This is a genomic window from Pseudomonas sp. R15(2017), from assembly GCF_002112685.1.
Taxonomy (GTDB): Bacteria; Pseudomonadota; Gammaproteobacteria; order Pseudomonadales; family Pseudomonadaceae; genus Aquipseudomonas; species Aquipseudomonas glycinae.
This window is the reverse complement of record NZ_NEII01000006.1, coordinates 22,252-46,212: the sequence shown is the minus strand read 5'-3', so window position 1 is coordinate 46,212 and position 23,961 is coordinate 22,252. Positions and strand designations below refer to the sequence as shown.

Sequence of the window (23,961 nt, the reverse complement as noted above, 5' to 3'; positions counted from 1 at the left end):
CGTTACTGCGCCAGGTGCAGCAGGAGGAAATCGATAAACGCCCGCGACTTGTGCGGCAGATGCGCGGTATTGGGGAATACGACGTTGATCGACTGAGAAGGCAACGTATACGCCGGCAACAGGCGAACCAGGCGTCCGCTGGCGATATCGTCCTCGACCACCCAGCCCGGCAACACCGAGACACCGAGCGACGACAAGGTCATCGAGCGAATCGCCGTGGAGGAATTGGATTCGAAATGGCTGGTGCCATTGACCTCCACCGTACTCCCCCGATCATCGCGCAGTACCCATTGCGTGGGTGCCTGCAAATTGTTGTTGGCAATCCATGGCACACCGTTCAGGTCTTGCGGGTGCGCCACCGGGTGGCGCTCGACAAACGCCGGAGTCGCCACCAGCACGATTTGATAATCCGCCAGCTTGCGGCTCTTGAAAGCCGAATCCGCCAGATTGCCCAGACGCACCACGAGATCCAGCTTTTCCGCCACCAAATCATTCAGTGACGAGTTGAAGTTGTAGCACAGGCGAATTTCCGGATAACGCTCGCTGAACAATGGAATCAACGGAAGTATGAACTTCTCGCCGTATTCACTGGTTGAACTAATTCGTAACTTTCCAGAAACCCGATTATTACCCTTCAGCACATTGTCAAAGGCATTATCAATGTCCGCGATAATCCCCTTGAACTCTTCATAAAAGTCCTGGCCAATTTCAGTCAGCGATATATTCCGGGTATTGCGGATCAGCAACGTCGCCGAAAGAACTTCTTCCAGCGCCTTGACATGCAGGCTGGCCATGGCTTTGCTGATACTCAGGTAGTTCGCGGCCTTGGTGTAAGAGCCGAAGTCGACCACGGCGAGAAATGTCTGAACCCGATTCAGATGAGAATGCATGGCGGTAGAGTTCACTGTTTAATCCTTTCAAACATTGTTTCAAGGATAGTCGTATCGACACTCCAAGTCCATCGCCCCTATGCTTTGCGACAAAGAGGAAACAACAATGAACTATCGCTACAAGATCGCGCTGATCTTTCTGATCGGCTTTTTTATTGACTGCATAAACATATTCATGTCTGCCGTGGCATTACCGAGCATATCGGCGACATTGCAAGTAAGCAGTTCTTCGGTGGCCTGGGTGGCGAATGCCTACATCCTTGGCCTGACCCTGATCATTCCGGTCAGCACCTGGCTCGCCGGGCGCTTCGGCAGCCGCGAGATTCTCACCGCTTCGATGCTGGTGTTTACCGGCTCCGTATGGATGTGCGGCCTGGCCGACAGCTTCCATGAACTGGTGATCTGGCGCTTCGTCCAGGGCATCGGTGGCGGGTTGTTGATTCCCGTGGGTCAGGCGCTGACCTTCAACCTGTTCCAAGGCGAGCAACGGGCGAAAATCTCCACCCTGGTGATGGCCGTGGCCCTGATCGCCCCGGCCATTTCGCCGACCGTCGGCGGCATCATCGTCGACAGCAGTTCGTGGCGCTGGGTGTTCTACAGCAACATTCCGTTTTCGCTGATCGCTGCCGGATTATCCTGGTTCTGGATTCGCGAGAGCCGACCTGCCAGCCTGGCACGTCCGGATATCCTCGGCCTGCTGCTGGTCAGTGCCGCGCTGGGTAGCCTGCTGATGGGCATGTCGCTATACGGCGGCGACTATCCCGCCATCGAGGCCATTGCCTGTGTCGCGGCGGGCCTGATGTTCGTGGCGCTGTACCTGCTGCATTACCGTCGCAAGAGCGACGCGATCATTGACCTGAGCCTGCTCAAGAGCAAAAAGCTCAGCACCTCGATCTTCATCTATTACGCGATTCCCGGCGTGTTCACCGGGGTCAACCTGATGAGCATCTTCTTTCTGCAGAACACCCTGCACTTCAGCGCCCGCCTGACCGGCATGTTCATGATCCTCTACGCCATCGGTGCCTTCATCGCAATGCTCACCTGCGGCCGGCTCTACAACAAGGTCGGCGCCCGACGCCTGTTCACCCTCGGCATGCTGATCCACAGCGCCGGCATCGCCACCCTGATGCTGGTGGATGCGCCGACCGACATCGGGGTGATCGTCATCGCCTACAGCCTGATGGGCATCGGCGGCGGGATCGGCGCCAACACCGCGCAAACCACCTCGCTGATGGACTTCAAGGGCAGCGAAACCCACAAGGCCAGTGTGATCTGGAACATCAACCGGCAGATGTCGTTCAGCGTCGGCGCGGCCTTGTTCCTGATGATCTACAACCTGCTGCTCAAACAGTTCGACTCAACCCCTGCCTATCACGCCACGTTCGCGATTGCTGCGCTGGTCGGACTGTTCCCACTGCTTCAAATGAGCCAACTGACCCCTCCAAAGGAATGCCATGAACAACAACCCGGTTGAACTAGCCCGCCACAGCATCCACCACGTACATGAACTGATTCATCGTGTCTTCACCAATGCCGACGGCGCCGGCGAGGCCGCCATCGCGCCACTGATGGATGTCTTCAGCGAAGACTTCAGCATGGTCACCACCTCGGCCGCCGTGGTCGGACGGGCTCAGGTCGAGCAACTGTTCAAAGGTGCGGTCGGTGCCCGTCCAGGCCTGGAGATCGACATCAGCGACCTGCACACAATCTGGCACGAAGGCCCGACTGTCGCCCTTCGCTACAAAGAAACCCATCGCCAGAACCAGTACGAGACGTCGCGCATTTCCTTGGCGATCCTGCACGTGCACCAGCACAGCACCCGCTGGCTGTACCTGCACGAAACACCGCTGGCCCAGGAAAACCCGGCATGAATTACACCGTTACCCATTGCCGGATGCTGTCGGCATCGATCAAGGAAATCACCGTCACCGGCGCTCCCGCCGCCACGCTATCGACCCATGCCGGTGGGCACTTCAAATGGCTGATAGCGCCCTCGGGTGAATGGCGTCATTACTCCACCGTGGAGCTGGGCGACAGCGCCGAAGGTCATTTCACCTTCGCCATTCGCCTTAGCGACGATTCCCTCAGCAGCCAGTACCTGCGCTCGCTGGCGGCCGGCGACCAGGTGCAGTTCGAGGGCCCGTTCAACACTTTCAACTACCCGCTCGACACCCAGACCGGTCGCGACATCGCGATTGCCGGCGGCATCGGCATCACTCCGCTGACCGGCATCCTGCGGCATCTGACAGCCCTGGATCGTTCGGTGCACCTGCATTACTTCGCCCGCAGCGTCGACGATGCGGCCTACGCCGAAGATCTGCGTTCACTGCTGCAAGACCGCATGAACCTGCACCTGTCCGGCCAGCGCCCGGCGATTCACCAGGTACTCGCTGACCTGTGCGCCGAAGACCGGCTCTACGTCTGCGGCCCGGCGGCGATGCTCAACGACATCCTGAGCCACGCCGAATCCGCCGGGCTGCCCCGCGATCGCATTCATCTGGAGGTGTTCAACATCGCCCCGGATGAAGGCTCCCGGGGTTTCACGGTCGAGGCGGCGGATTCCGCTGTGAGCATTGAGGTCGGTGCCGACCAGACCTTGCTCGAAGCCCTGGAGGCCGCGGGCCTGGATCCGATCTCTGACTGCCGTCGCGGCGAGTGCGGCGTCTGCGCGCTGGACGTGCTGGAAGGCGACGTCGAACACCGGGATTTCATCATGAGCGAACAAGAAGCGGCCTGCAGCGCACGGATCTATCCCTGCGTTTCCCGGGCGAAAAGCCCACGCCTGAAGCTGGCGATCTGAAGAGGACACCCCGTTGGACAACTATTTCAATGGCAGAGAAGTGCACAAGTCTCTGTTCCTTGATCAACAACTGTTCGAACAGGAACAGCAACGCGTCTTTGCCGCAAGCTGGTGCTACCTGGGCCACGACAGCCTGATCCCCGAAACCGGCGATTACTTCACCGCCACCCTCGCCGCCCAGCCGCTGGCCATGGTGCGCCAGAAGAACGGTGACATCGTGGTGCTGCACAACCGTTGCCCGCACAAAGGTGTGAAAGTGCTGGCGCAAGCGCATGGCAACGTGGGCCGCTTCATGCGTTGCCCCTATCACGCCTGGACGTTCAAGACCGACGGCGAGCTGTTGAGCATCCCGGTGAAAAAGGAATACGACGACTGCGACCTGAGCAGTTGCTCGGCCCACAAGGGCATGCAGCCAGTCGCGGCGGTACGCAACTATCGCGGCTTCGTGTTCGTGCGCCTGAGTGAAACCGGCATGGGTTTCGACGAGTTTTTCGGCGACTCGCTGTCAACGCTGGACAACATGGTCATGCGCTCCCCGCAAGGCAAGCTGCGCGTGGTCGGTCAGCCGCTGCTGCACAAGCATCGCTGCAACTGGAAGATGGTCGTCGACAACCAGACCGATACCTGCCACCCGATGATCGCCCACGAATCCTCGGCCGGCGAAGCCATTCGCCTGTGGAAGGAAACCGGTGACCAGAGCCAGCCAGCGCCGATGGCCGTGGAACTGTTCTCGCCATTCATGGCTTCGTACGAATTCTTCGCCGGCATGGGTATCCGCGTCTGGCCCAACGGCCACGGACACACCGGGGTCAGCAACTCGATCCACAAAGCCTACACGAGCATTCCCGGCTACTGGGAGCTGATGGTGGAAAGCTACGGCGAAGACCAGGCCCGAGCCATCCTCGACGATACCCGGCACAACACCGTGTATTTCCCCAACCTGATGGTCAAGGGCCCGATCCAGACCCTGCGGGTGATCCGCCCGGTCAGCGCAACGGAAACCATCGTCGAGTCGTGGATCTTCGAACTGCAGGGCGCTCCGGTGCAGTTGCTGGAGCGCACCGTGCAGTACAACAACCTGATCAACTCGCCATGCTCGATGGTCGCCCATGACGACGTGGAGATGTACGAGCGCGCCATGGAAGGCCTGCACAGCGACGCCAACGAATGGGTCAACGTTGCCCGCCTGTTCGAACCGGGCGAGACCTACGATCAGACCCGCGTAGTGTCCGGCACCAGTGAACTGGCGATGCGCAACTTCTACGACAACTGGCAAAACCTGATGCGGGACGACCATGCACCACGATCAAACTGAACGGGCCATCGAGCGTTTGCTCGAGACCGAAATGCACCTGCTCGATCAACAGGACTTCGACGCCTGGCAGCAATTGCTGAGCGATGACTACACCTACTGGATTCCGATGACCCGCGAACAGCGCAGCCCGCTGCACGAATCCTCGCTGGTGTATGAAGACCGCTTCCTGACCACCCTGCGTATCAATCGCCTGGCCAATGCCCGCAACTTTTCCCAACAGCCGAAAAGCCGTTGCCTGCACATTGCCCAGCGCCCCCGGATCACGATTGAAGAGCCGTCGTACAGCGCCGTTGCCAGCAGCAATCTGCTGTATTGCGAAGCCCGCGGCGAGCGCGAATGGCATTACCCCGCCACCGTCGAACATCGCCTGATCAATCTCGACGGCGAGTGGAAAATCCAGGGCAAGAAGATCCTGTTACTCAACCCCGATCGCGCCCTCGAAAGCCTGCAGCTCATTATCTGACCGACCGAGAATTCCCCCTGTGAACTCCATGAACAATCCTGCCAGCCAGGATACCGCGTGCCTGTCTTTCCCTTATGTCGACCTGCTCTACGATTACGGTCAGTTCCTGCGCAACGCCGACCAGGCCATCGGAAATCTGCCGGAACTCACGGCGGAAAAACACATCGGCATCGTCGGCGCCGGCCTGACCGGGCTGGTGGCGGCCTATGAATTGCTGCGCGCCGGTGCCCGTCGCGTGACCCTGTTCGAGGCCGAAGCAAGCCACATCGGCGGTCGCCTCTTGACTCAATGCTTCGATGAAGAACAGCCGCAGTTCATCGCGGAAATGGGCGCCATGCGCTTTCCACCGAGCGAGGTCGGGCTGTTCCATTACCTGAACAGGTTCGGCATCCAGACCACCGAAGCCTTTCCCGATCCGGGGGTGGTCGATACCGAACTGCATTATCGTGGCGAGGCCCATCACTGGGCCGCGATGCAACCGCCGCCGGCGCTGTTCAGCACCGTGCATCAGGGCTGGAATGCCTTTCTGCGCGAAGGCGCGGTACTGGACGACGGCACCCGCCTTGCCCCGCCGCTGCTGCTGACCGAAATGCTCAAGCAGCACAATTACTGCGAAGTGCAGCCGGAATGGCAACGCTATCTGGACTGCTTCGGTGACAGCTCTTTCTATTCAGCGATGGTGCGTATCTTCACCGGCAAGAACCCGCCGGGCGGCAAGGTCTGGCGCAAACCGGAAGACTTCCACCTGTTCGGCTCGCTGGGCATCGGTTCCGGTGGTTTCCAGTCGGTCTATCGCGCCTCGTTCACCGAGATTCTGCGGCTGGTGGTCAACGCGCTGGAAGTCAATCAGCGACTGGTGCCGAACGGCATCTCCTCGCTGGCCGAGTTGATTGCCGACACCCGGTTCAATGGCATGCAACTGCGCGACATGATCTGCCGTACCCGCATCGAATCGATCAACAGGGGGGCCGACGGGCAAATCCTGCTGGCCGGCAGCAACGGTGAAACCTACGCCTGCGACCGGGTGATCACCACCACCACGACCCGCGCCTTGCAGGTCAATCTCAAACTCACCCAGAACCAGGCGTTCGTCAATCGCGACGTGGCCCGGGCCATCAACGAAACCCACATGGTCGGGTCCTCCAAGCTGTTCATCCTGACCAGGGACAAGTTCTGGCTCAAACACGGCCTGGCGCAGAACATCCAGACCGACACCCTCGTCAAGGGCGTGTACTGCCTGGATTACGCGCCACAGGACCCGGATTCATGGGGCGTGGTGCTGATCAGTTACACCTGGGAAGACGACTCGCACAAGATGGTCTCCATGACCGACAAAGTGCAGCGCTGCCTGCGCCTGGTGGACGAGCTGGCGATGAGCGCGCCGGAATTCGCCCGCCACCTGATCCCGCTCAACGGCGACTACCAGCGCTACGTGCTCGAATACGACTGGCTGACCGACAAGCATGCCCTCGGCGCCTTCAAGCTGAATTTCCCCGGCGACGACATCTATTCCGAACGTCTGTTCTATCAGTTCCGCACCGCTCTCGATCCGCGTCAGGACACCGGTCTTTACCTGGCGGGCTGCGGCGCTTCGTTCACCGGCGGCTGGGCCGAAGGTTCGATCCAGACAGCCCTGAACGCAGCCTGCTCGGTCATCAGCAGCCTGGGTGGCGATCTGATCGACGGCAATCCGCTCGACGGGCTGGTTCCGCAGTACCGCTACTGCTGATTGCGTCCCTTTCTTTTCGCCGAGATTCTCCATGTACAGACAGTTTTCCATCGAACAACTCGTCAACGGATTTCGCCGTGGCGAGCTCTGCCTCGACACTTGGCAGCAAGCCCTGCGCGAGCGCCATGACCGGGCGCAGCATCTGCACAGTTTCATCACCTTCGACCCCGCGCTGTTCGCCTACACGCCGGACGCGGATCGCCAGGCGCCGCTGTACGGGCTGCCGGTATCCTTCAAGGACAACATCAATGTCAGCGGCATGCCGACCACCGCCGGCACTCCTGGCCTGGCCGATTACCGGCCGCAGCACGATGCCGGTATCGTGGCGCGCTTCAAGCAACTGGGCGCGCGGGTGGTGGGCAAGAACAACATGCACGAACTGTCGTTCGGCGTGACGTCGGCCAACCACACCTACGGCGCGGTCATCAACCCGGCCAACGAGCTGCATGGCGCCGGTGGCAGCAGCGGTGGCTGTGCCGCCGCTGTCGCCGCCGGGCTGGTGCCCTGCGCGGTAGGCACTGATACAGGCGGCTCGGTGCGTATACCGGCGGCGTTCTGCGGCGTCGTCGGGATGCGCCCGACGACCGGCGAATACCCGGCCGACGGCATCGTCCCGGTCTCGCAGACCAAGGACACACCAGGCCTGCTGACGCGTACAGTGGAAGACTGCCGGTTCGTCCACGGCCAACTGAGCGGCCGACACCTGCCAGCACTGCCCGAAGATCGCGCTCTGCGCATCGGAATTCCCGAGCGTTTCCTCTGGGCCGACCTGGACAACAACGTCAGCCGCGATTGCCGTGCCGCCATCGATGCGCTCGCCAGCGCCGGCATGGAAATCGTTGCGGTCGACGATACGGTGATCGGCGAGATCAACGAGTGCATCCAGTTCCCGCTGCCGATCTACGAATTCTTCATCGACTTTCCACGGTTTCTGATGAAGGAAGGCCGCGGCGCAGAATTCCTCGACATCCTGGCGCGGATCGGCGATCCCGGAATCAAGAAAATCCTCACTGCACAGCTGCAAAACCCGGCAATTTCCTATACCGACTATGTGCAGGCCTTGATGGGCAAGGTCCGGCTGGAGCAGGAGTACCGGCAACTGTTCAGCCACCACCAGCTGGATCTGTTGGCCTACCCGACGGTCAGTTGCAGTGCGCCGTTGCTGGCTGATTGCGCGGATGAAAGCCATTTCGAGCGGTTCGTGCGCAACACCGATCCGGCCAGCAACCTGGCAGCGCCGAGCATGACCGTACCGGTGGCGGCGAAGGGTTCGCTGCCGGTAGGCCTGTCGTTCGATGCATTGCCGGGGCAGGACGGATTTCTGTTGCAGGCAGTGAGTCGGTTGTCCCCCCTGCTGAACATCCGATGAGCACGGCTCGCCCCGGCAAGGGGCGAGCTGGATCGAATCCTTCATGACAAAATCAATGCAGGCCCTGCCATGCGTGCCACGCCACTTGCTTCATCCACTTCCACCGCCGTACTCGAACGCTCGCCCTCGGTCCTCGGCGGCGCCATGATCATCGGCGGAACCATCGTCGGCGCCGGAATGTTTTCCCTGCCGGTGGTCATGTCCGGGCTATGGTTTTACGGTTCAGTCGCCGTGTTGGTGTTTGCCTGGTTCTGTACTTTGCATTCGGGCCTGATGATTCTCGAGGCCAACCTCAACTACCACGAAGGCGCGAGTTTCTCGACCATCACCCGTGATCTGCTGGGGCGCACGTGGAACCGGATCAACGGCCTGAGCATTGTTTTCGTGCTCTACACGCTGACCTACGCCTACATTTCCGCCAGCGGTTCAGTGATCCATCACACCGTCCAGTCCATGGGCATCTCGCTGCCACCGCGCATCGGCGGGCTGGGCTTCACCGTGCTGGTGGCGTTCATCGTCTGGCTCAGCACCTCGGCGGTGAGCCGGATGACCACCGTGGTATTCGGCGCGAAGATCCTTGCATTCTTTCTGACCTTCGGCGGCCTGCTCGGCCATGTACAACCGGCCACGCTGTTCGACCTGAACAGCGGCACCACCCACTACTGGCCCTACTTGCTGGTGACTCTGCCCTTCTGCCTGACTTCGTTCGGATTTCACGGCAACGTACCGAGCCTGATGAAGCATTTCGGCAAGGACCCGCAGCGAATCCGTGCGTGCCTGCTGGGCGGCACGCTGATCGCTCTGGGCCTGTATCTGATATGGATGCTGTGCAGCATGGGCAACATTGAGCGCGAAGCCTTCAAAGGCATCGCCCAGCGCGGCGGCAACATCGACGTGCTGATCAGCGCTCTGGGCTCACGTCTGGACAGTGCCAATGTCGACCTGCTGCTGACTTTCTTTTCCAACTTCGCCGTGGCCTGCTCGTTTCTCGGCGTAACCCTGGGCCTGTTCGACTATCTGGCTGACGTGCTCGGTTTCGATGATCGGCCCATGGGCCGCCTGCGAACCGCTGCCGCGACCTTCCTGCCACCGATGCTCTGCGGGTTTCTCTGGCCGGAAGGCTTCATTCACGCCATCGGTTTCGCCGGGCTGGCCGCCACGCTCTGGGCCGTCATCACCCCGGCATTGCTGGCCAGGGCCTCGCGCAAACGCTTTGGCAGCCCGCTCTATCGGGTCTGGGGCGGGACGCCAATGATCGGCCTGGTACTGTTTTTCGGAGTGATCTGCGCGGTTTCGCACCTGCTGTTCACCCTCGACCTGCTGCCGGTCTGGCGCTGAATCGCCGCATTCGGTTTTCCGAACGCGACTCGTCGGTCGGTTCGGATTACCGGATCAGAAACGTTGAAAAACACCATCGCAAAACTTTAATAACCAACAAAATCAAACAGTTAACTTGTTGCAACTGGTCTGGCACGACTCATGCTCTACACTCCTTCGACGAATGCCTGTTGCGCCAACACAACCGGAGCCGTCAGGCATTCGAAGTACAAAAGGGCCCGCTCAAACGGCTCCATAAAAAAAACAATGTCGAGGAAAATTTGATGCGCATCGTTCCCCATATCCTGGGCGCAGCCATTGCTGCCGCTCTGATCAGCACACCAGTTTTCGCTGCCGAACTCACCGGCACCCTTAAGAAGATCAACGACTCGGGCACCATCACGCTCGGTCACCGTGACAGCTCCATCCCGTTCTCCTACATCGCCGATGCTTCGGGCAAACCCGTGGGCTACTCCCACGACATTCAAATCGCTATCGTCGAAGCCCTGAAAAAAGACCTGAACAAGCCTGACCTTAACGTCAAGTACAACCTGGTCACCTCGCAAACCCGTATCCCGCTGGTACAGAACGGCACCGTGGACATCGAGTGCGGCTCCACCACCAACAATGCCGAACGCGCCCAGCAAGTCGCCTTCACCACCAACATCTTCGAAATCGGCACCCGCCTGCTGGTCAAGAAAGACAAGGATGGCAACCCGTCCTACAAGGACTTTGCTGACCTGAAAGGTAAAAACGTCGTGACCACCGCCGGCACCACGTCCGAACGCATCATCAAAGCGATGAACGCCGACAAGCAGATGGGCATGAACATCATCTCCGCCAAAGACCACGGCGAATCCTTCAACATGCTGGAAAGCGGCCGCGCCGTTGCCTTCATGATGGACGACGCCCTGCTGGCCGGTGAAGAAGCCAAGGCCAAGAAGCCGGCCGACTGGATCATCACCGGTACGCCGCAGTCCTTCGAAGCCTACGCGTGCATGGTTCGCAAGGACGACCCGGCCTTCAAGAAGGCTGTCGATGACGCCATCGTCGGCCTGTACAAGTCTGGCGAGATCAACAAGATCTACGACAAGTGGTTCACCCAACCGATCCCGCCAAAAAACCTCAACCTGAATTTCAAGATGAGCGAGCAGGTCAAGAAACTGATCGAGAACCCGAGCGACAAGCCGGCGCCTGACGTAAAAATCTGATTCCTGACTAACCTTATCGCCTGAGGGAGCCACCCTCCCTCAGGCGTCTGTTACTACCTGCTGGCTTTACTGTGGAACACTCGACCTGGCGGTTTCCGAGCCGATCGCGTGTGCCCGGCGTTCAACGTCGGACGGGAAAGGATCTTCCCCAAGCGGGTGCTTGTACATCGATCGATTTCGAGGGGAGACCCTAATGAATTACAACTGGGACTGGGGCGTGTTCTTCAAGTCCACCGGCGTGGGCAGCGAGACTTATCTCGACTGGTTCATTTCCGGTCTGGGCTGGACCATCGCCATCGCCGTCGTGGCCTGGATCATCGCCCTGCTGCTCGGCTCGCTGCTGGGCATCATGCGCACCGTGCCGAGCCGCCTCGTATCGGGCATCGCGACCTGCTACGTGGAACTGTTTCGCAACGTGCCGCTGCTGGTTCAGCTGTTTATCTGGTACTTCCTGGTGCCCGACCTGCTGCCGCAAAACCTGCAGGACTGGTACAAACAGGATCTGAACCCGACCACTTCGGCCTACCTGAGCGTTGTCGTCTGCCTGGGCCTGTTCACCGCCGCCCGGGTCTGCGAACAGGTTCGCACCGGCATCCAGGCGCTGCCACGGGGCCAGGAATCCGCCGCCCGCGCCATGGGTTTCAAACTGCCGCAGATCTACTGGAACGTGCTGCTGCCCCAGGCCTACCGGATCATCATTCCGCCGCTTACCTCGGAATTCCTGAACGTGTTCAAGAACTCCTCCGTGGCGTCCCTGATCGGTCTGATGGAGCTGCTGGCGCAAACCAAACAGACCGCCGAATTCTCGGCCAACCTGTTTGAAGCCTTCACCCTGGCGACCCTGATCTATTTCACCCTCAACATGAGCCTGATGCTGCTGATGCGCATGGTCGAGAAGAAAGTCGCCGTGCCCGGCCTGATCTCCGTGGGGGGTAAATAATGGAATTCGATTTCAGTGGCATCGTTCCGGCCATTCCCGGCCTGTGGAACGGCATGCTGATGACCCTCAAGCTGATGGCGCTGGGCGTGGTCGGCGGGATCATCCTCGGCACCATCCTCGCGCTGATGCGCCTGTCCCACAGCAAACTGCTGTCGAGCATCGCCGGCGCGTACGTCAACTATTTCCGTTCGATCCCGCTGCTGCTGGTGATCACCTGGTTCTACCTGGCGGTGCCGTTCGTGCTGCGCTGGATCACCGGCGAAGACACCCCGATCGGCGCGTTCACCTCGTGCATCGTGGCGTTCATGATGTTCGAAGCGGCCTACTTCTGCGAAATCGTCCGGGCCGGCGTGCAGTCGATCCCGAAAGGCCAGATGGGCGCGGCGCAGGCCCTGGGCATGACCTACGGCCAGATGATGCGCCTGATCATCCTGCCCCAGGCGTTCCGCAAGATGACCCCGCTGCTGCTGCAGCAGAGCATCATCCTGTTTCAGGACACCTCGCTGGTCTACACCGTGGGCCTGGTGGACTTCCTCAACGCTTCACGCGCCAGTGGCGACATCATTGGCCGTTCGAATGAGTTCCTGATCTTCGCAGGTCTCATGTACTTCATCATCAGCTTTGCCGCCTCGCAGCTGGTCAAGCGTCTGCAAAAAAGGTTCGCCGTATGATCTCTATCAAGAACATCAACAAGTGGTATGGGGACTTCCAGGTGCTGACCGATTGCAGCACCGAGGTCAAAAAGGGTGAAGTGATCGTGGTCTGCGGTCCGTCCGGTTCGGGCAAGTCGACCCTGATCAAGTGCGTCAACGCACTGGAGCCGTTCCAGAAAGGCGACATCGTGGTCGACGGCACATCGATTGCCGATCCGAAGACCAACCTGCCGAAACTGCGCTCGCGCGTGGGCATGGTGTTCCAGCATTTCGAACTGTTCCCGCACCTGACCATCACCGAAAACCTGACCATCGCGCAGATCAAGGTGCTGGGCCGCAGCAAGGAAGAAGCAACCAAGAAAGGCCTGCAACTGCTCGAGCGCGTCGGCCTGTCGGCTCACGCCCACAAGCACCCCGGCCAATTGTCCGGCGGTCAGCAACAGCGTGTGGCGATCGCCCGTGCGCTGGCAATGGACCCGATCGTCATGCTGTTCGACGAACCGACTTCGGCGCTGGACCCGGAAATGGTCAACGAAGTGCTCGACGTGATGGTGCAGCTGGCCCACGAAGGCATGACCATGATGTGCGTGACCCACGAAATGGGCTTCGCCCGTAAAGTGGCCGACCGCGTGATCTTCATGGACGCCGGCAAGATCATCGAAGACTGCAAGAAAGAAGAGTTCTTCGGCGACATCAAACAACGCTCCGAACGCGCGCAGCATTTCCTCGAGAAAATCCTGCAGCACTAAAAGCACTGCGTTTCCTGTGGGAGCGGGCTTGCCCGCGATGGGGCCCCGTCAGTTGTCGATGATGGCGACTGACAGACCGCTATCGCTGGCAAGCCAGCTCCCACAGGGGCAGTGACAGCTATCAGGTAAGTGTTGTGGTTGACCCAAGGCATCTGTGATGAAATGCGACCCCACCCTCTATCGCGCCACGCCGCCATCACTTGCCGTGAAACCCCGTCTGATCCGCCACCTGTTCCTGCCGCCGCTGGTCATCGCCCTGATGATCGGACTGGGTTACATCGGCTTCTGGACCAGCGAACATTTCGGTATCCGCAGCCTCGGCGAAAACGGCCAGCGCCAGCTGGAACTGCACGCTCGCGCGGTCGAAAGCGAGATCAGCAAATACACCTACCTGCCCAGCCTGCTGGAGCTCGAGTCGAGCGTTGCGCAGTTGCTGGACGACCCGACCCCGGACCACCGGCAAACGGTCAACGATTACCTTGAAGGCCTGAACCGGCGCAGCCGCAGTCGGGCCATCTACGTCATGGACACCACCGGCCGTGTCATGGCCACCAGCAACTGGCGCGACGTCGACAGCTACCTCGGTGAAGACCTGTCGTTCCGCGCTTACTTCCAGAACGCAGTACGCGGCCAGCCCGGACGTTTTTACGGGATCGGCAGCACCAACGGCGAGCCCGGTTATTACCTGGCCCACGGCCTTGAAGAACACGGCAAGATCATCGGCGTCGCGGTGGTCAAGGTGCGTCTGGAAGCCTTGGAGGAACGCTGGCAGCGGGCGCGCCTTGAAGCGTTCGTCAGCGACGAAAACGGCATCATCATTCTGTCCAGCGATCCGGCCCGGCGCCTGAAATCGGTCATACCGCTGAGCGACGAGACCAAGGAAAAACTCGCCCGCAGCCTGCAGTACTACTGGTTCCCGTTGAACGAGCTGCAACCGCTGGCCCGGGAAACCCTGTCCGAAGGCGTGGAGAAACTCACTTTCCCGGCCAACAGCGAGGTGCCGAGCCAGCAGGATGGCGATGAAGAAAACATCAGCTACCTCGCACAAACCCGGCCGCTGAGCGATACCCCGTGGAATTTCACCCTGCTCACCCCGTTACAGGACCTGCGGCGCGAGGCGATCAATCAGGGGATTCTGGTGGCCGTGGCGTTTGCCCTGGTGGCGTTCCTGCTGATCGCCTGGAACGAGCGGCGCAAGGTCATCGCCACCCGCCTCGCCGCCCGCGAAGCCTTGCAGGAAGCCAACAATCAGCTGGAGCGTCGGATTACCGAACGCACCGCCGACCTGCGCGCCAGCAACGAACGGCTCAAGAGCCAGATCCGCGAACGGCGTCAGGCCGAAGAGACTTTGCGCCGCGCCCAGGACGAACTGGTGCAGGCCGGCAAACTCGCGGCCATCGGCCAGATGTCCACCAGCATCGCCCACGAACTGAACCAGCCGCTGGCGGCGATGCGCACGCTGTCGGGCAACACCATTCGCTTCCTTGAGCGCGGCCAGCTCGATGTCGCCAGCACCAACCTCAAAACCATCAACGACCTGATCGACCGCATGGGTCGGATCACCGCCAGCCTGCGTTCCTTCGCCCGGCGCGGCGACGACAAGGGCCGCGCCAGCCTCGGCAAAGCGGTGGATGCCGCACTGCAAGTGCTCGGCGCCCGCGTCGAAAGTGCATCCCTGCAACTGCATCGCCAGTTCGACGATGTGCAGGTGCAGATCGACCAGACCCGCCTGGAACAGATTCTGGTCAACCTGATCGGCAACGCCCTCGACGCCATGCAGGCGCAACCGCTGCCGGAACTGTGGCTGGAAGGTGAAGAATTCAACGGCAAATATCGCCTGCGAGTGCGCGACAACGGCCACGGCATCGACGCCGAAGCGCGCAAGCACCTGTTCGAACCGTTCTTCACCACCAAACCCGGCGAACAGGGCCTGGGCCTCGGCCTGACCCTGTCGGCCAGCCTCGCCGCCGCCACCGGCGGGCATCTGGGTGTCGAGCACCCGGCCAGCGGTGGTACCACTTTCGTCCTCAGTTTACCGTTGGTAAGCCCTACTCCTGCCGAGCCAATATGAACAACGACCTCAGTGTATTGATCGTCGAAGACGACCCCCATGTCCTGCTCGGCTGCCAGCAGGCGCTGACCCTCGAAGACATCCCCTGCATCGGCGTCGGCAGTGCCGAAGAAGCGCTGGAGCAGGTCGGCGACAACTTCGCCGGGATCGTCATCAGCGACATTCGCCTGCCGGGCATCGACGGCCTGGAACTGCTGACCCGGCTCAAGCAACGCGACCGCAGCCTGCCGGTAGTGCTGATCACCGGCCACGGCGACATCTCCATGGCCGTCGGCGCGATGCAGAAAGGCGCCTACGACTTCATGGAAAAACCGTTCTCCCCCGAGCGTCTGGTCGATGTGGCCCGCCGTGCGCTGGAGCAGCGCAGCCTGAATCGCGAAGTCTCGTCCCTGCGCCGGCAACTGGCCGAACGCGATTCCCTTGAAGGGCGGATCATCGGGCGTTCGCCGGCCATGCAGAACCTGCGCGAACTGATCGCCAACGTCGCCGACACCTCGGCCAACGTATTGATCGAAGGCGAAACCGGCACCGGCAAGGAACTGGTCGCCCGCTGCCTGCATGACTTCAGTCGTCGCCACACCAAGCAATTTGTCGCGCTGAACTGCGGCGGCCTGCCGGAAAACCTGTTCGAAAGCGAAATCTTCGGTCACGAGGCCAACGCCTTCACCGGCGCCGGCAAACGGCGGATCGGCAAGATCGAACACGCCGACGGCGGCACGCTGTTCCTCGACGAAGTGGAAAGCATGCCGCTGCCGTTGCAGATCAAACTGCTGCGGGTGTTGCAGGAGCGCACCCTCGAACGCCTCGGCTCGAACCAGAGCGTGGCGGTGGATTGCCGGGTGATCGCAGCCACCAAGTCCGATCTCGACGAATCGAGCAAGGCCGGGGCATTTCGCAGCGACTTGTACTACCGCCTCAACGTGGTGACGCTGGAACTGCCACCCCTGCGCGAGCGCCGCGAAGACATCCTGCAGCTGTTCGAACACTTCACCCAGCAATCGGCCCTGCGCTTCGACCGGGCGCTGCCGGAGCTGGACAACCAGACGTTGTCGAGCCTGATGAGCCACGACTGGCCGGGCAACGTGCGCGAACTGCGCAACGTCGCCGAGCGTTTTGCCCTCGGCTTGCCGGCGTTCAAGAAAACCGGCGCGGGCAGCGCAGGTCAGGGCCTGGCTTTCGCCGAAGCGGTGGAAGCGTTCGAGCGCAACCTGCTCAGCGACGCCCTGCAACGCAGCGGCGGCAACCTGACCCAGGCCAGCCTGGAACTGGGGATGGCCAAGACCACGCTGTTCGACAAAGTGAAGAAATACGGCTTGAGCCATTAAGCGAGAACGATGTGGATCTGATTTTCAAGGCAATGCTCGGTGCGGCCGTGGTGGTAATCCTCGCCATGCTGGCCAAGACCAAGAACTACTACATCGCAGGGCTGGTGCCGCTGTTCCCGACCTTCGCCCTGATTGCCCATTACATCGTCGGCAAGGGCCGTTCGATCGACGACCTGAAGACCACCATCGTGTTCGGCATGTGGTCGATCATTCCGTACTTCGTGTATCTGGCGACCTTGTACGTGATGGTCGACCGCATGCGTCTCGAAGCGTCGCTGGCGGTGGCGGCGGTGGCGTGGCTGATGGCGGCGACGGTGCTGGTGTCGGTGTGGGTGCGGCTGCACGCCTGAGTCAGAGCAGGTTGTGCTCTGCCACCGGTTCGATCTGCGCCCAGTGCGACGTGTCTTCGCGATGCTCGCGCAAATACGGCAACACTGCCGCCAGCAACGGCTCCTTGAACGCTTCCTGAAAACGGTGCGCCAGCCCCGGAATCAGTCGCAACTGACTGCCACGAATGTGCGCCGCCAGGTGCACGCCGTGCATCACCGGCAGCAACGGATCGGCCGTGCCATGCACCACCAGGGTCGGGACGCGCAGTTGATTGAGCAACGCCACCCGGCTCGGTTCGGCGAGGATTGCCATGATTTGGCGCTTCACGCCTTCGGGATTGAACGCCCGGTCATAGGACAGCGCCGCCTGATGCAGCAACATCTGGCGATCATCAGTGACCGTCGGACTGCCCAGCGCCGCCAGCAGATCCGCCTGTTGCTCCAAGGCGATCTGGCGATTGGGAGCACCGCGCCGTGACAACAACTGCACCAACGCCGCGCTCGGCGCCGGCAACCCTTCGGCACCGGAGCTGGTCATGATCAGCGTCAGGCTCTCGACCCGTTGCGGTGCCATCGCCGCCATGTGCTGAGCGATCATCCCGCCCATGCTCGCGCCGAGCACGTGGAATTGCTCGACGTGCAGCGCGTCCATCAGGCCCAGCGCATCGTCGGCCATGTCGGTCAGGCTGTAAGGCGCCGCCACCGGCAGGCCGAGTTTGTAGCGCAGCACTTCAAAGGTCAGATTGGCGTCGGCCGGCGCCTGGCGCCATGTCGAAAGACCGACATCGCGGTTGTCATAGCGGATCACCCGGAACCCCTGCTGACACAGCGCAACCACCACTTCATCCGGCCAGTGGATCAACTGCCCGCCCAGTCCCATCACCAGCAGCAACGCCGGATCCGACGCACGACCGATGCTCTGGTACGCCAGACTCACCTGCTGCAGATCGACCCGTTCGGTCGGTACATTGACGTCGCAACGCGACGCCGCGTAGGACGCCGGAACGAAAAAAACCGCGGCCAACAACGCCGCGATTGCAAAAAATCCCTTGAACATGAAAAACACCGAAACGCAGAACCCCAATAGAGCGCGAGTCTGATGAAGTTTGTTCAAGCGCGCTGCCACAGTTCGATGACAGTTTGATGAAGAGTGCCGAGCGGTCGGCTGGACCCGATAACCATGCACCACCCGCTCCCTGACCATTGCTCTTGAATGGCGCCTGAATGAGCGGATCCGCCGCTCTCTGTCTGAGCTTGTCGCCATGGTCGAACGATCCTTTTTAGAAAATCTCCCTGCCCCGCTGAACCTGCAGCACGAGTTCCCCCCTCTGCCCCTCTCTGTCGATGAAAGCCTGCTACAGGGCGCGGCAATCCGTCGGCGGACATGCAGCGAAGGGCTGCGCCAACTGTGCGCTGGCGCGCCCTCGGTTCGCGATACCCTCGACCGCTTGCTCCACGAAAAACTGGGGCTGGACGGGCAGCAGTGCGGGTTGCTGTTTCACCCGACCAACAGGCACGCGCAGCGTTTTGTCAGTCTCACGGCAGCCTGCGCCTTCGTCGTTCAGCATCCGCGACTGGAAGAATGGCTCGACAACCGATGCCGGCTGACCGGTGTGAACAGTGCCCATGCCCTGTCGACACTCACCCCGTCGCAATTGCTTGAACAGATCAAGGCTCTCGAACCGGCACTGGCGCTTGATGAGCGCTGGCAGGCTTACTGGAGCTCCCGAGCGCCGGGCACGCCGCTGTCCCGCCGGGATCAGGCCGATCGTCTGTATCGGGGACATGTCGAGGCCGCCGCACAAATGGCCTTTGCCCGGCGCACGGTAACGGCTGAACAGCTGGAACCCCTGTGGGCGCTGATGGACGGGGCGCAAACACGCAGCGCTTCGGACGATACCCTGCGCATCGAACTGCCGACCCTGCGACTGCACAACGGCGTGCGGGTCAGACCGGCGGCCGCCTGGGTCATCAGTCGCGCAGACGACGCCGCCCACTTGCTGTACGTACCCGACCAGGCGGATGCGATCCAGGCCTTCGCCCGACGCAGTGATGTGCAGACCTGGCTGGCGCAGCCGCCATTCGTGCCCGCCGGACTGCCGGTCGAGAACCTCCAGGTCGAATATGCCGCGGTCGGCCGCTCACTGACGATGGTCTTCACTGAGTGGCTGTCGCAGCAGCAAATGACCCAAGTCGCCGCATTGCGCAACGGATCGGACGGCAAACGCGATCTGGCCGAGCACGGCCCTCGCTCGCTGGACATCGCCGAGCGGATCGACCGCCAGCGCAACCTCGCCACGTTCAGCGCACCTCCCGGCCTGGACAGCCCGGCCCCGACGCCGGAGAGCGAAGACGAACCGTCACTGTTCGGCAACCTGCAGGCCGATGTGCCCTGGTCCCTGCGACAGGTTGCCGTCAAGCGAGCGTTCGATGCACTGGAGTCATTGGCGGATGATGAAGCCCTGCGCTCGTTCAGAGCGCTGCAAACGACGCAGGAAAACGCCGAGCAAGCCGCCGACCTCGCCGCGCGGGCGCTGCTCGAGCGTGAGCGAACGTTGGACATCCCCACGTTCAATCGGCAGTTCACCGCGCTGTACAACGCCCACAGACAAGGGCTGATTGCCGAAGCGCAAATGCAACGGGCCCTGAATCAGATCAGCGTTGAAGAACATCAGCTGCTGACAGCAATGCTTGGCACAGCCGACAGCGCCGACAGCGATTTTGTAGCAGCCAGCCTCACGCTGTCGCTGACCGAGTCCGAAGAAAGCAGCACCACGATCAACCATCAAGAGATCAACGGCGCTTTCGTGCTGATGCGCCGGCAGCGTCCACCAGACCGCACGCAAAGCCTGATGCTCTACTGGCCCGGCAGCGGCGGCGGACTGCAACGGTTCGCCGATCGCCAGGCCCTGGAACAGCAGTTGTTCAAGGTGCATGCAAATGCAGACAGCCCGGCGCTGGTGTTGACACCACTCTCAGGCGATCCGCTGCACTACGCGTTGAATCAGCTGACCGGCGAGTTCGAAACCCGGGCGGCCACCATTCGCCAACGCAACAGCGAACCCTCGCAGGCACGGCAGCGTGCAGATGAGCTGCAACACCTGCGCAGCCAGACGCTTGCCCTTCTACAAGTGCCAATCCACGCAGCTCGACGGCTGGCCATGGACTTTCGACTGGATCAGCAACGCAGCGCCACCCTCGCCACACAGTTGCCCGACTGGCTGCGTAATCTGCCGCAAACCGAACGCCGCCCCCTCAAGGAACTGATCCAGGCGTGGATCGTTGCGATGAACCGCAGTCACGCATTGCTGACCGTCACGTTGCCGCCTCGCGAGGATTTCACCCGCCAGCGTCTGCAGGAACGGCTGCGTCGGGACTTCTCCCTTGAAGGGCATTTTTCGGTGCAACTGAACCTGCCGGATTCGGTGGCACTGCAGAAGCAGACATTCAACGCGCCCGGCGCCCCCGGCACACCTCAGAAACTGGTGGCGATACCCAGCGCCACCCGCAGCAGCCTGTCGCTGGAGACCCTGGCGCAGCTCAACATCGACAATACACCGTCGATGAATCTGGAACCCTTGCTGATGCGCCTGGACTTCATGCAGGTCGAAGTCAGTGCCAGCGACGACCGCGAACGCTCTGTCCTGCTTGAGGGGATCACCCTTCCCTATCTGCGCAAGCTGCTGCCGGAGCTGGATCTGCCCAAGGCCTACGAGCAACTGATCCACTCCACCTTCAAAGGCGCGACCAACGAGCCGCCGTTCCGGCGGGATCATCGGCGCGAATGCCTGCTCGAACCCTGGCGCCTGATGCTCAGGCTGCAAGGTCGATGCGCATGGCTGCAACATCAGATCGACCAATCTGCGTTGCAGATCTTCGATACGGCCATCGATGCCGACACCGACGAAGCCTGGAACCATGGTGATCGACGTATTGTGCTGCGCCCGGCGTTCCTGTCCGCCGGTGGTCCGGACACACCGGGCGAAGGGCCCGCTACGCTGTCCGGCGTGACCTTTATCGAAGAACAGGCAGGCGGCACGACTTTGTTGTACCTGCCGGACGCGCCCGACGGTCGATTCCTGCGTGGTTACGACAGCCTCGAAGCGGCTCGCAAGGATCTGTTCCATCGCTGCAGCCAGGACACGATGATCCGCTATCTCGCCGGCCGCGCCTTGCAGGGCAGCGTCCGGGCCCACGAAAAACGTATCGCTGAAGCAGTGGATAAACGCTTTGACGGCATGATCGGCGTCGGACTGAAATGGCCACCCACCACATCGCTCGCCGCGCATCTGCTCGATGCCCACATGGGCCGCCTGATCGAGGCCCATCGCGGCACCTCGCGCTCAAATGAAGCGCTGTACCAAGAGCGCTATGCCCTCAATGGTCCCCGAGTATTCAACTACTTGAAAATGGCCTTGGGGCTGGTGCCCTTCGTGGGTACGGCAATCGCGCTGTATGACGCCTGGATCGCCGGCAATCAGGCCGTCGCGGCGTTTTTGCGGGGCAAGGTCGGCGATGGGCTGGCCGAGGTCGAATCGCTGCTGCTGTGCCTGATCGATGCCGCCATCGATCTTTTGCCCGGCGCCGGCGCGAGCCTCAAAGCCCGTTCGGCGACCCGCACCCGCCTGCTTCGGAACCTGGCGACAGACTCAGCAGCGCTGACGTTGCGCAATCAAACCCAGACGCGCCGCATCGTCGAACGATTCGCCGGATACGAATATGAGAACCCACTCTCGCTGGCCGGTGTGCAACCGGTCGACAGTGGCGTGTGGCGAAACATTTACCGGCATGCCGACGGGAATTTCATCGTCCGCCAGGGCAGGGTCTACAAAGTCGAATGGAGTCGTGATTCACGCAACTGGCGTTTGAGCGGCACCCCTCGCAAGACCTATAAACAACCCATCGCCCTGAACGAGGCAGGTGAGTGGGATACCTGGTTCGGTGTCTACGGCACCACGTTCGAGGGCGGGGGACTCGGTGGCGGCAATGTGCTGGGGTACATCGCCGACACCCTCGATCCGGTCTGGCCGCAAGCCATCCGCAACCGCCTGCCGCGCCGGTGGGTCGACCGCGCTTATCGGTTGCACCATCGGCTGACCCTTGAATGTGACAGTTTGAGCAACCGCATCGACGCCCAGGTTCGAAGAAGCGAAGTGGTGATCAATACCCACTACCAGCACCCCGATAATCTGCTGTTCAGACTGGCAGCAGAAAAATGCTGCCGGGATGACATCGCCTTGGCCAAGCGTCAGTTTCAGACAGTGGCCGAGCTGCGTCCCCTTTCCCACGGCAACAAGCTGCGTGCCTTGCTGGATATACAGAGCCGCGACGCCAAACTGATCACCGACCGCCTCAAACACCGCGCGCTGATCACCAACCAGCGCATCAGGAAAAGACTGGATGACCTCGATGCACAGCATGAGGCCCTCGATGCGCTGCCGGCGGAGTCGATCGACGCGCGCTGGAGACAGCGTCAGGACATGCACCGGACCCGTCTCGAGATCATCAGCGCTATCGAGGACGTCGAAGGATTCATGAGCGATCTCAACCGTTGGTACAGCCTCATCACCGTGCAAACGGACAGGGCCAGACTGAGGGCGGTGGTCGATGACATGAACCGACGCATGACCGATTTCAATCTCGGGTACGTCAAGACTTCGCAACGCCTGGAGACGGTGCAGAACTTCGAACACACCGGCGATATCTCCTGGCGTTATCTGCAACAAAGTGCCTGGCAATTGCGGGCCGACATGGACCGAGCCCTCTTCACTCAGTTCAGTCTGTCGGAAGTCAGCGCCACGCGGGCGCAGCGCATGCAGATACTGACTGACTGCCTCGACACCTATGCAAAATATCGCCGGGAAATGAACCAGTGGACCGCCAGTTACCCCCAGTACTTTCATATGGAAGAGTTCGAACCGTTGATGGCCGGCGTGGAAGCCATGGCCGAGCGTGCCAGAAAGGCCATCGACCTTCCGGTACCCGCTCGCCCTGGCGGGCAGCGCGACAAGAAAATCTTCCGGACCGAAAACGATCAGTGGCTGATCGGGGTGGAGAACTGGGAACTCAGAACCCGCAAACGGCAATTCGTCCTGAACCACGGCAAAGCCGGGCAGCAAGTCTGGGAACAGGCAACCAACGGCCGGTATCGCCAGGTGACGCCACCGCCACAAACACTGCCGCCGGCGCCCCGCCATCTGCCGTCACTGCTGGCCGATGCGCGCAAGCGGCTTGATGGACAACCGGCCTATCAGGCAAAGGTGCAGACCTATGCCGAACACGACATGCTCCCGGTGGATCTGGAACACATGATGGTCAGTGAAGCCAATGACTTGTCGCGCCGGGCCAGAGATATCGAAGCCCTGTCCGCCGGACATCCGGTGGTCGCAGAACTGAACGCCATGGCGGCCCGAATGCGTATTCAAGGACGGCAAATGCGCACCCGGCAGACCCTTGCCAGCCGAAGCCCCACCGATGGCATGCTCGAAGATCTGCTGCAACAAAATGCCGTGGAGGTCCGCAAGGTCGCGCTGATGAAGCAACTGCGCAATCGCACCGACGGCCGGCCAGATTACCTGCAGGAATACGAAATTCGCGATCTGAGCCTCCAGCCGCCCCGGCTGTTGTGGTATGCACATTTTCACTACAGCAAAGCCAGGCCAGCGTTCGGCGACTTCGAAAAAGCCCATTTGAAACTGCCTGAACACCGTGGCAAAACCCACGCTGACGATCAAACGTTGCCCTACGCCGACATCGGCAAGCGTTCGCCAGTGCTGCCCTGGTTCGAAGCGCTTTGACAC

18 protein-coding genes are annotated in these 23,961 nt (G+C 61.2%); 16 read left to right on the top strand and 2 right to left on the bottom strand.

Annotation, left to right across the window (positions count from 1 at the left end; translation table 11 throughout):
- Positions 1–2: 2 nt before the first annotated feature.
- Entirely contained in the window at positions 3–890 is an 888-nt protein-coding gene (locus CAF77_RS13745; RefSeq protein ID WP_064383840.1) for a LysR family transcriptional regulator, read from the bottom strand.
- A gap of 106 nt (positions 891–996) precedes the next feature.
- On the opposite strand from CAF77_RS13745, the gene CAF77_RS13740 reads away from it, so the two are divergent.
- From CAF77_RS13740 to CAF77_RS13670, 15 genes are all read left to right on the top strand, one after another.
- The gene (locus CAF77_RS13740) at positions 997–2,364 is read left to right on the top strand and encodes an MFS transporter (protein ID WP_064383841.1); all 1,368 of its coding nucleotides are present in this window, start codon (positions 997–999) and stop codon (positions 2,362–2,364) included.
- Entirely contained in the window at positions 2,345–2,761 is a 417-nt protein-coding gene (locus CAF77_RS13735; RefSeq protein ID WP_064383842.1) for a hypothetical protein, read from the top strand. Before CAF77_RS13740 ends, CAF77_RS13735 begins: the two co-directional genes overlap by 20 nt.
- The gene (locus CAF77_RS13730) at positions 2,758–3,690 is read left to right on the top strand and encodes a PDR/VanB family oxidoreductase (RefSeq protein ID WP_085654757.1); all 933 of its coding nucleotides are present in this window, start codon (positions 2,758–2,760) and stop codon (positions 3,688–3,690) included. Before CAF77_RS13735 ends, CAF77_RS13730 begins: the two co-directional genes overlap by 4 nt.
- A 13-nt stretch (positions 3,691–3,703) precedes the next feature.
- Entirely contained in the window at positions 3,704–5,005 is a 1,302-nt protein-coding gene (locus CAF77_RS13725) for an aromatic ring-hydroxylating dioxygenase subunit alpha (RefSeq protein WP_085654755.1), read from the top strand.
- On the top strand, positions 4,986–5,468 hold the full coding sequence (locus CAF77_RS13720; RefSeq protein ID WP_064383845.1) for an aromatic-ring-hydroxylating dioxygenase subunit beta: 483 nt from the start codon (positions 4,986–4,988) through the stop codon (positions 5,466–5,468). Before CAF77_RS13725 ends, CAF77_RS13720 begins: the two co-directional genes overlap by 20 nt.
- A 28-nt stretch (positions 5,469–5,496) precedes the next feature.
- The gene (locus tag CAF77_RS13715; RefSeq protein WP_139831597.1) at positions 5,497–7,197 is read left to right on the top strand and encodes an NAD(P)/FAD-dependent oxidoreductase; all 1,701 of its coding nucleotides are present in this window, start codon (positions 5,497–5,499) and stop codon (positions 7,195–7,197) included.
- Between the two features lie 31 nt (positions 7,198–7,228).
- Positions 7,229–8,566 (top strand): amidase family protein, encoded by a 1,338-nt coding sequence (locus tag CAF77_RS13710; RefSeq protein WP_064383847.1) that lies wholly within the window; start codon positions 7,229–7,231, stop codon positions 8,564–8,566.
- Positions 8,567–8,635: 69 nt separating this feature from the next.
- Positions 8,636–9,904: a tryptophan permease gene (mtr, locus tag CAF77_RS13705; protein WP_064383848.1), complete on the top strand. Its 1,269-nt coding sequence runs from the start codon at positions 8,636–8,638 to the stop codon at positions 9,902–9,904.
- Between the two features lie 263 nt (positions 9,905–10,167).
- Complete coding sequence (locus CAF77_RS13700; protein WP_064383849.1) at positions 10,168–11,094, top strand: glutamate/aspartate ABC transporter substrate-binding protein; 927 nt, start codon at positions 10,168–10,170, stop codon at positions 11,092–11,094.
- 193 nt (positions 11,095–11,287) lie between these two features.
- A complete protein-coding gene (locus tag CAF77_RS13695) occupies positions 11,288–12,034 on the top strand; it encodes an amino acid ABC transporter permease (protein WP_064383850.1) in 747 nt (248 codons plus the stop codon).
- Positions 12,034–12,705 carry an amino acid ABC transporter permease gene (locus CAF77_RS13690; RefSeq protein WP_064383851.1) on the top strand — a complete coding sequence of 224 codons (672 nt, stop codon included), beginning with the start codon at positions 12,034–12,036 and terminating at the stop codon, positions 12,703–12,705. Before CAF77_RS13695 ends, CAF77_RS13690 begins: the two co-directional genes overlap by 1 nt.
- Entirely contained in the window at positions 12,702–13,436 is a 735-nt protein-coding gene (locus tag CAF77_RS13685) for an amino acid ABC transporter ATP-binding protein (RefSeq protein ID WP_064383852.1), read from the top strand. The genes CAF77_RS13690 and CAF77_RS13685 overlap by 4 nt, the downstream gene beginning before the upstream one ends.
- Before the next feature lie 157 nt (positions 13,437–13,593).
- Entirely contained in the window at positions 13,594–15,507 is a 1,914-nt protein-coding gene (locus CAF77_RS13680; RefSeq protein WP_064383853.1) for a sensor histidine kinase, read from the top strand.
- Positions 15,504–16,832 carry a sigma-54 dependent transcriptional regulator gene (locus tag CAF77_RS13675; protein ID WP_064383854.1) on the top strand — a complete coding sequence of 443 codons (1,329 nt, stop codon included), beginning with the start codon at positions 15,504–15,506 and terminating at the stop codon, positions 16,830–16,832. Before CAF77_RS13680 ends, CAF77_RS13675 begins: the two co-directional genes overlap by 4 nt.
- 20 nt (positions 16,833–16,852) lie before the next feature.
- Complete coding sequence (locus CAF77_RS13670; protein WP_162831789.1) at positions 16,853–17,182, top strand: GlpM family protein; 330 nt, start codon at positions 16,853–16,855, stop codon at positions 17,180–17,182.
- Position 17,183: 1 nt separating this feature from the next.
- Here the strand turns inward: CAF77_RS13670 and CAF77_RS13665 are convergent, their stop codons facing one another.
- Complete coding sequence (locus CAF77_RS13665) at positions 17,184–18,218, bottom strand: alpha/beta fold hydrolase (RefSeq protein ID WP_064383855.1); 1,035 nt, start codon at positions 18,216–18,218, stop codon at positions 17,184–17,186.
- Positions 18,219–18,423: 205 nt separating this feature from the next.
- Between CAF77_RS13665 and CAF77_RS13660 the strand changes: the two genes are divergently transcribed.
- A complete protein-coding gene (locus CAF77_RS13660) occupies positions 18,424–23,958 on the top strand; it encodes a dermonecrotic toxin domain-containing protein (RefSeq protein WP_085654752.1) in 5,535 nt (1,844 codons plus the stop codon).
- Positions 23,959–23,961 lie beyond the last annotated feature (3 nt).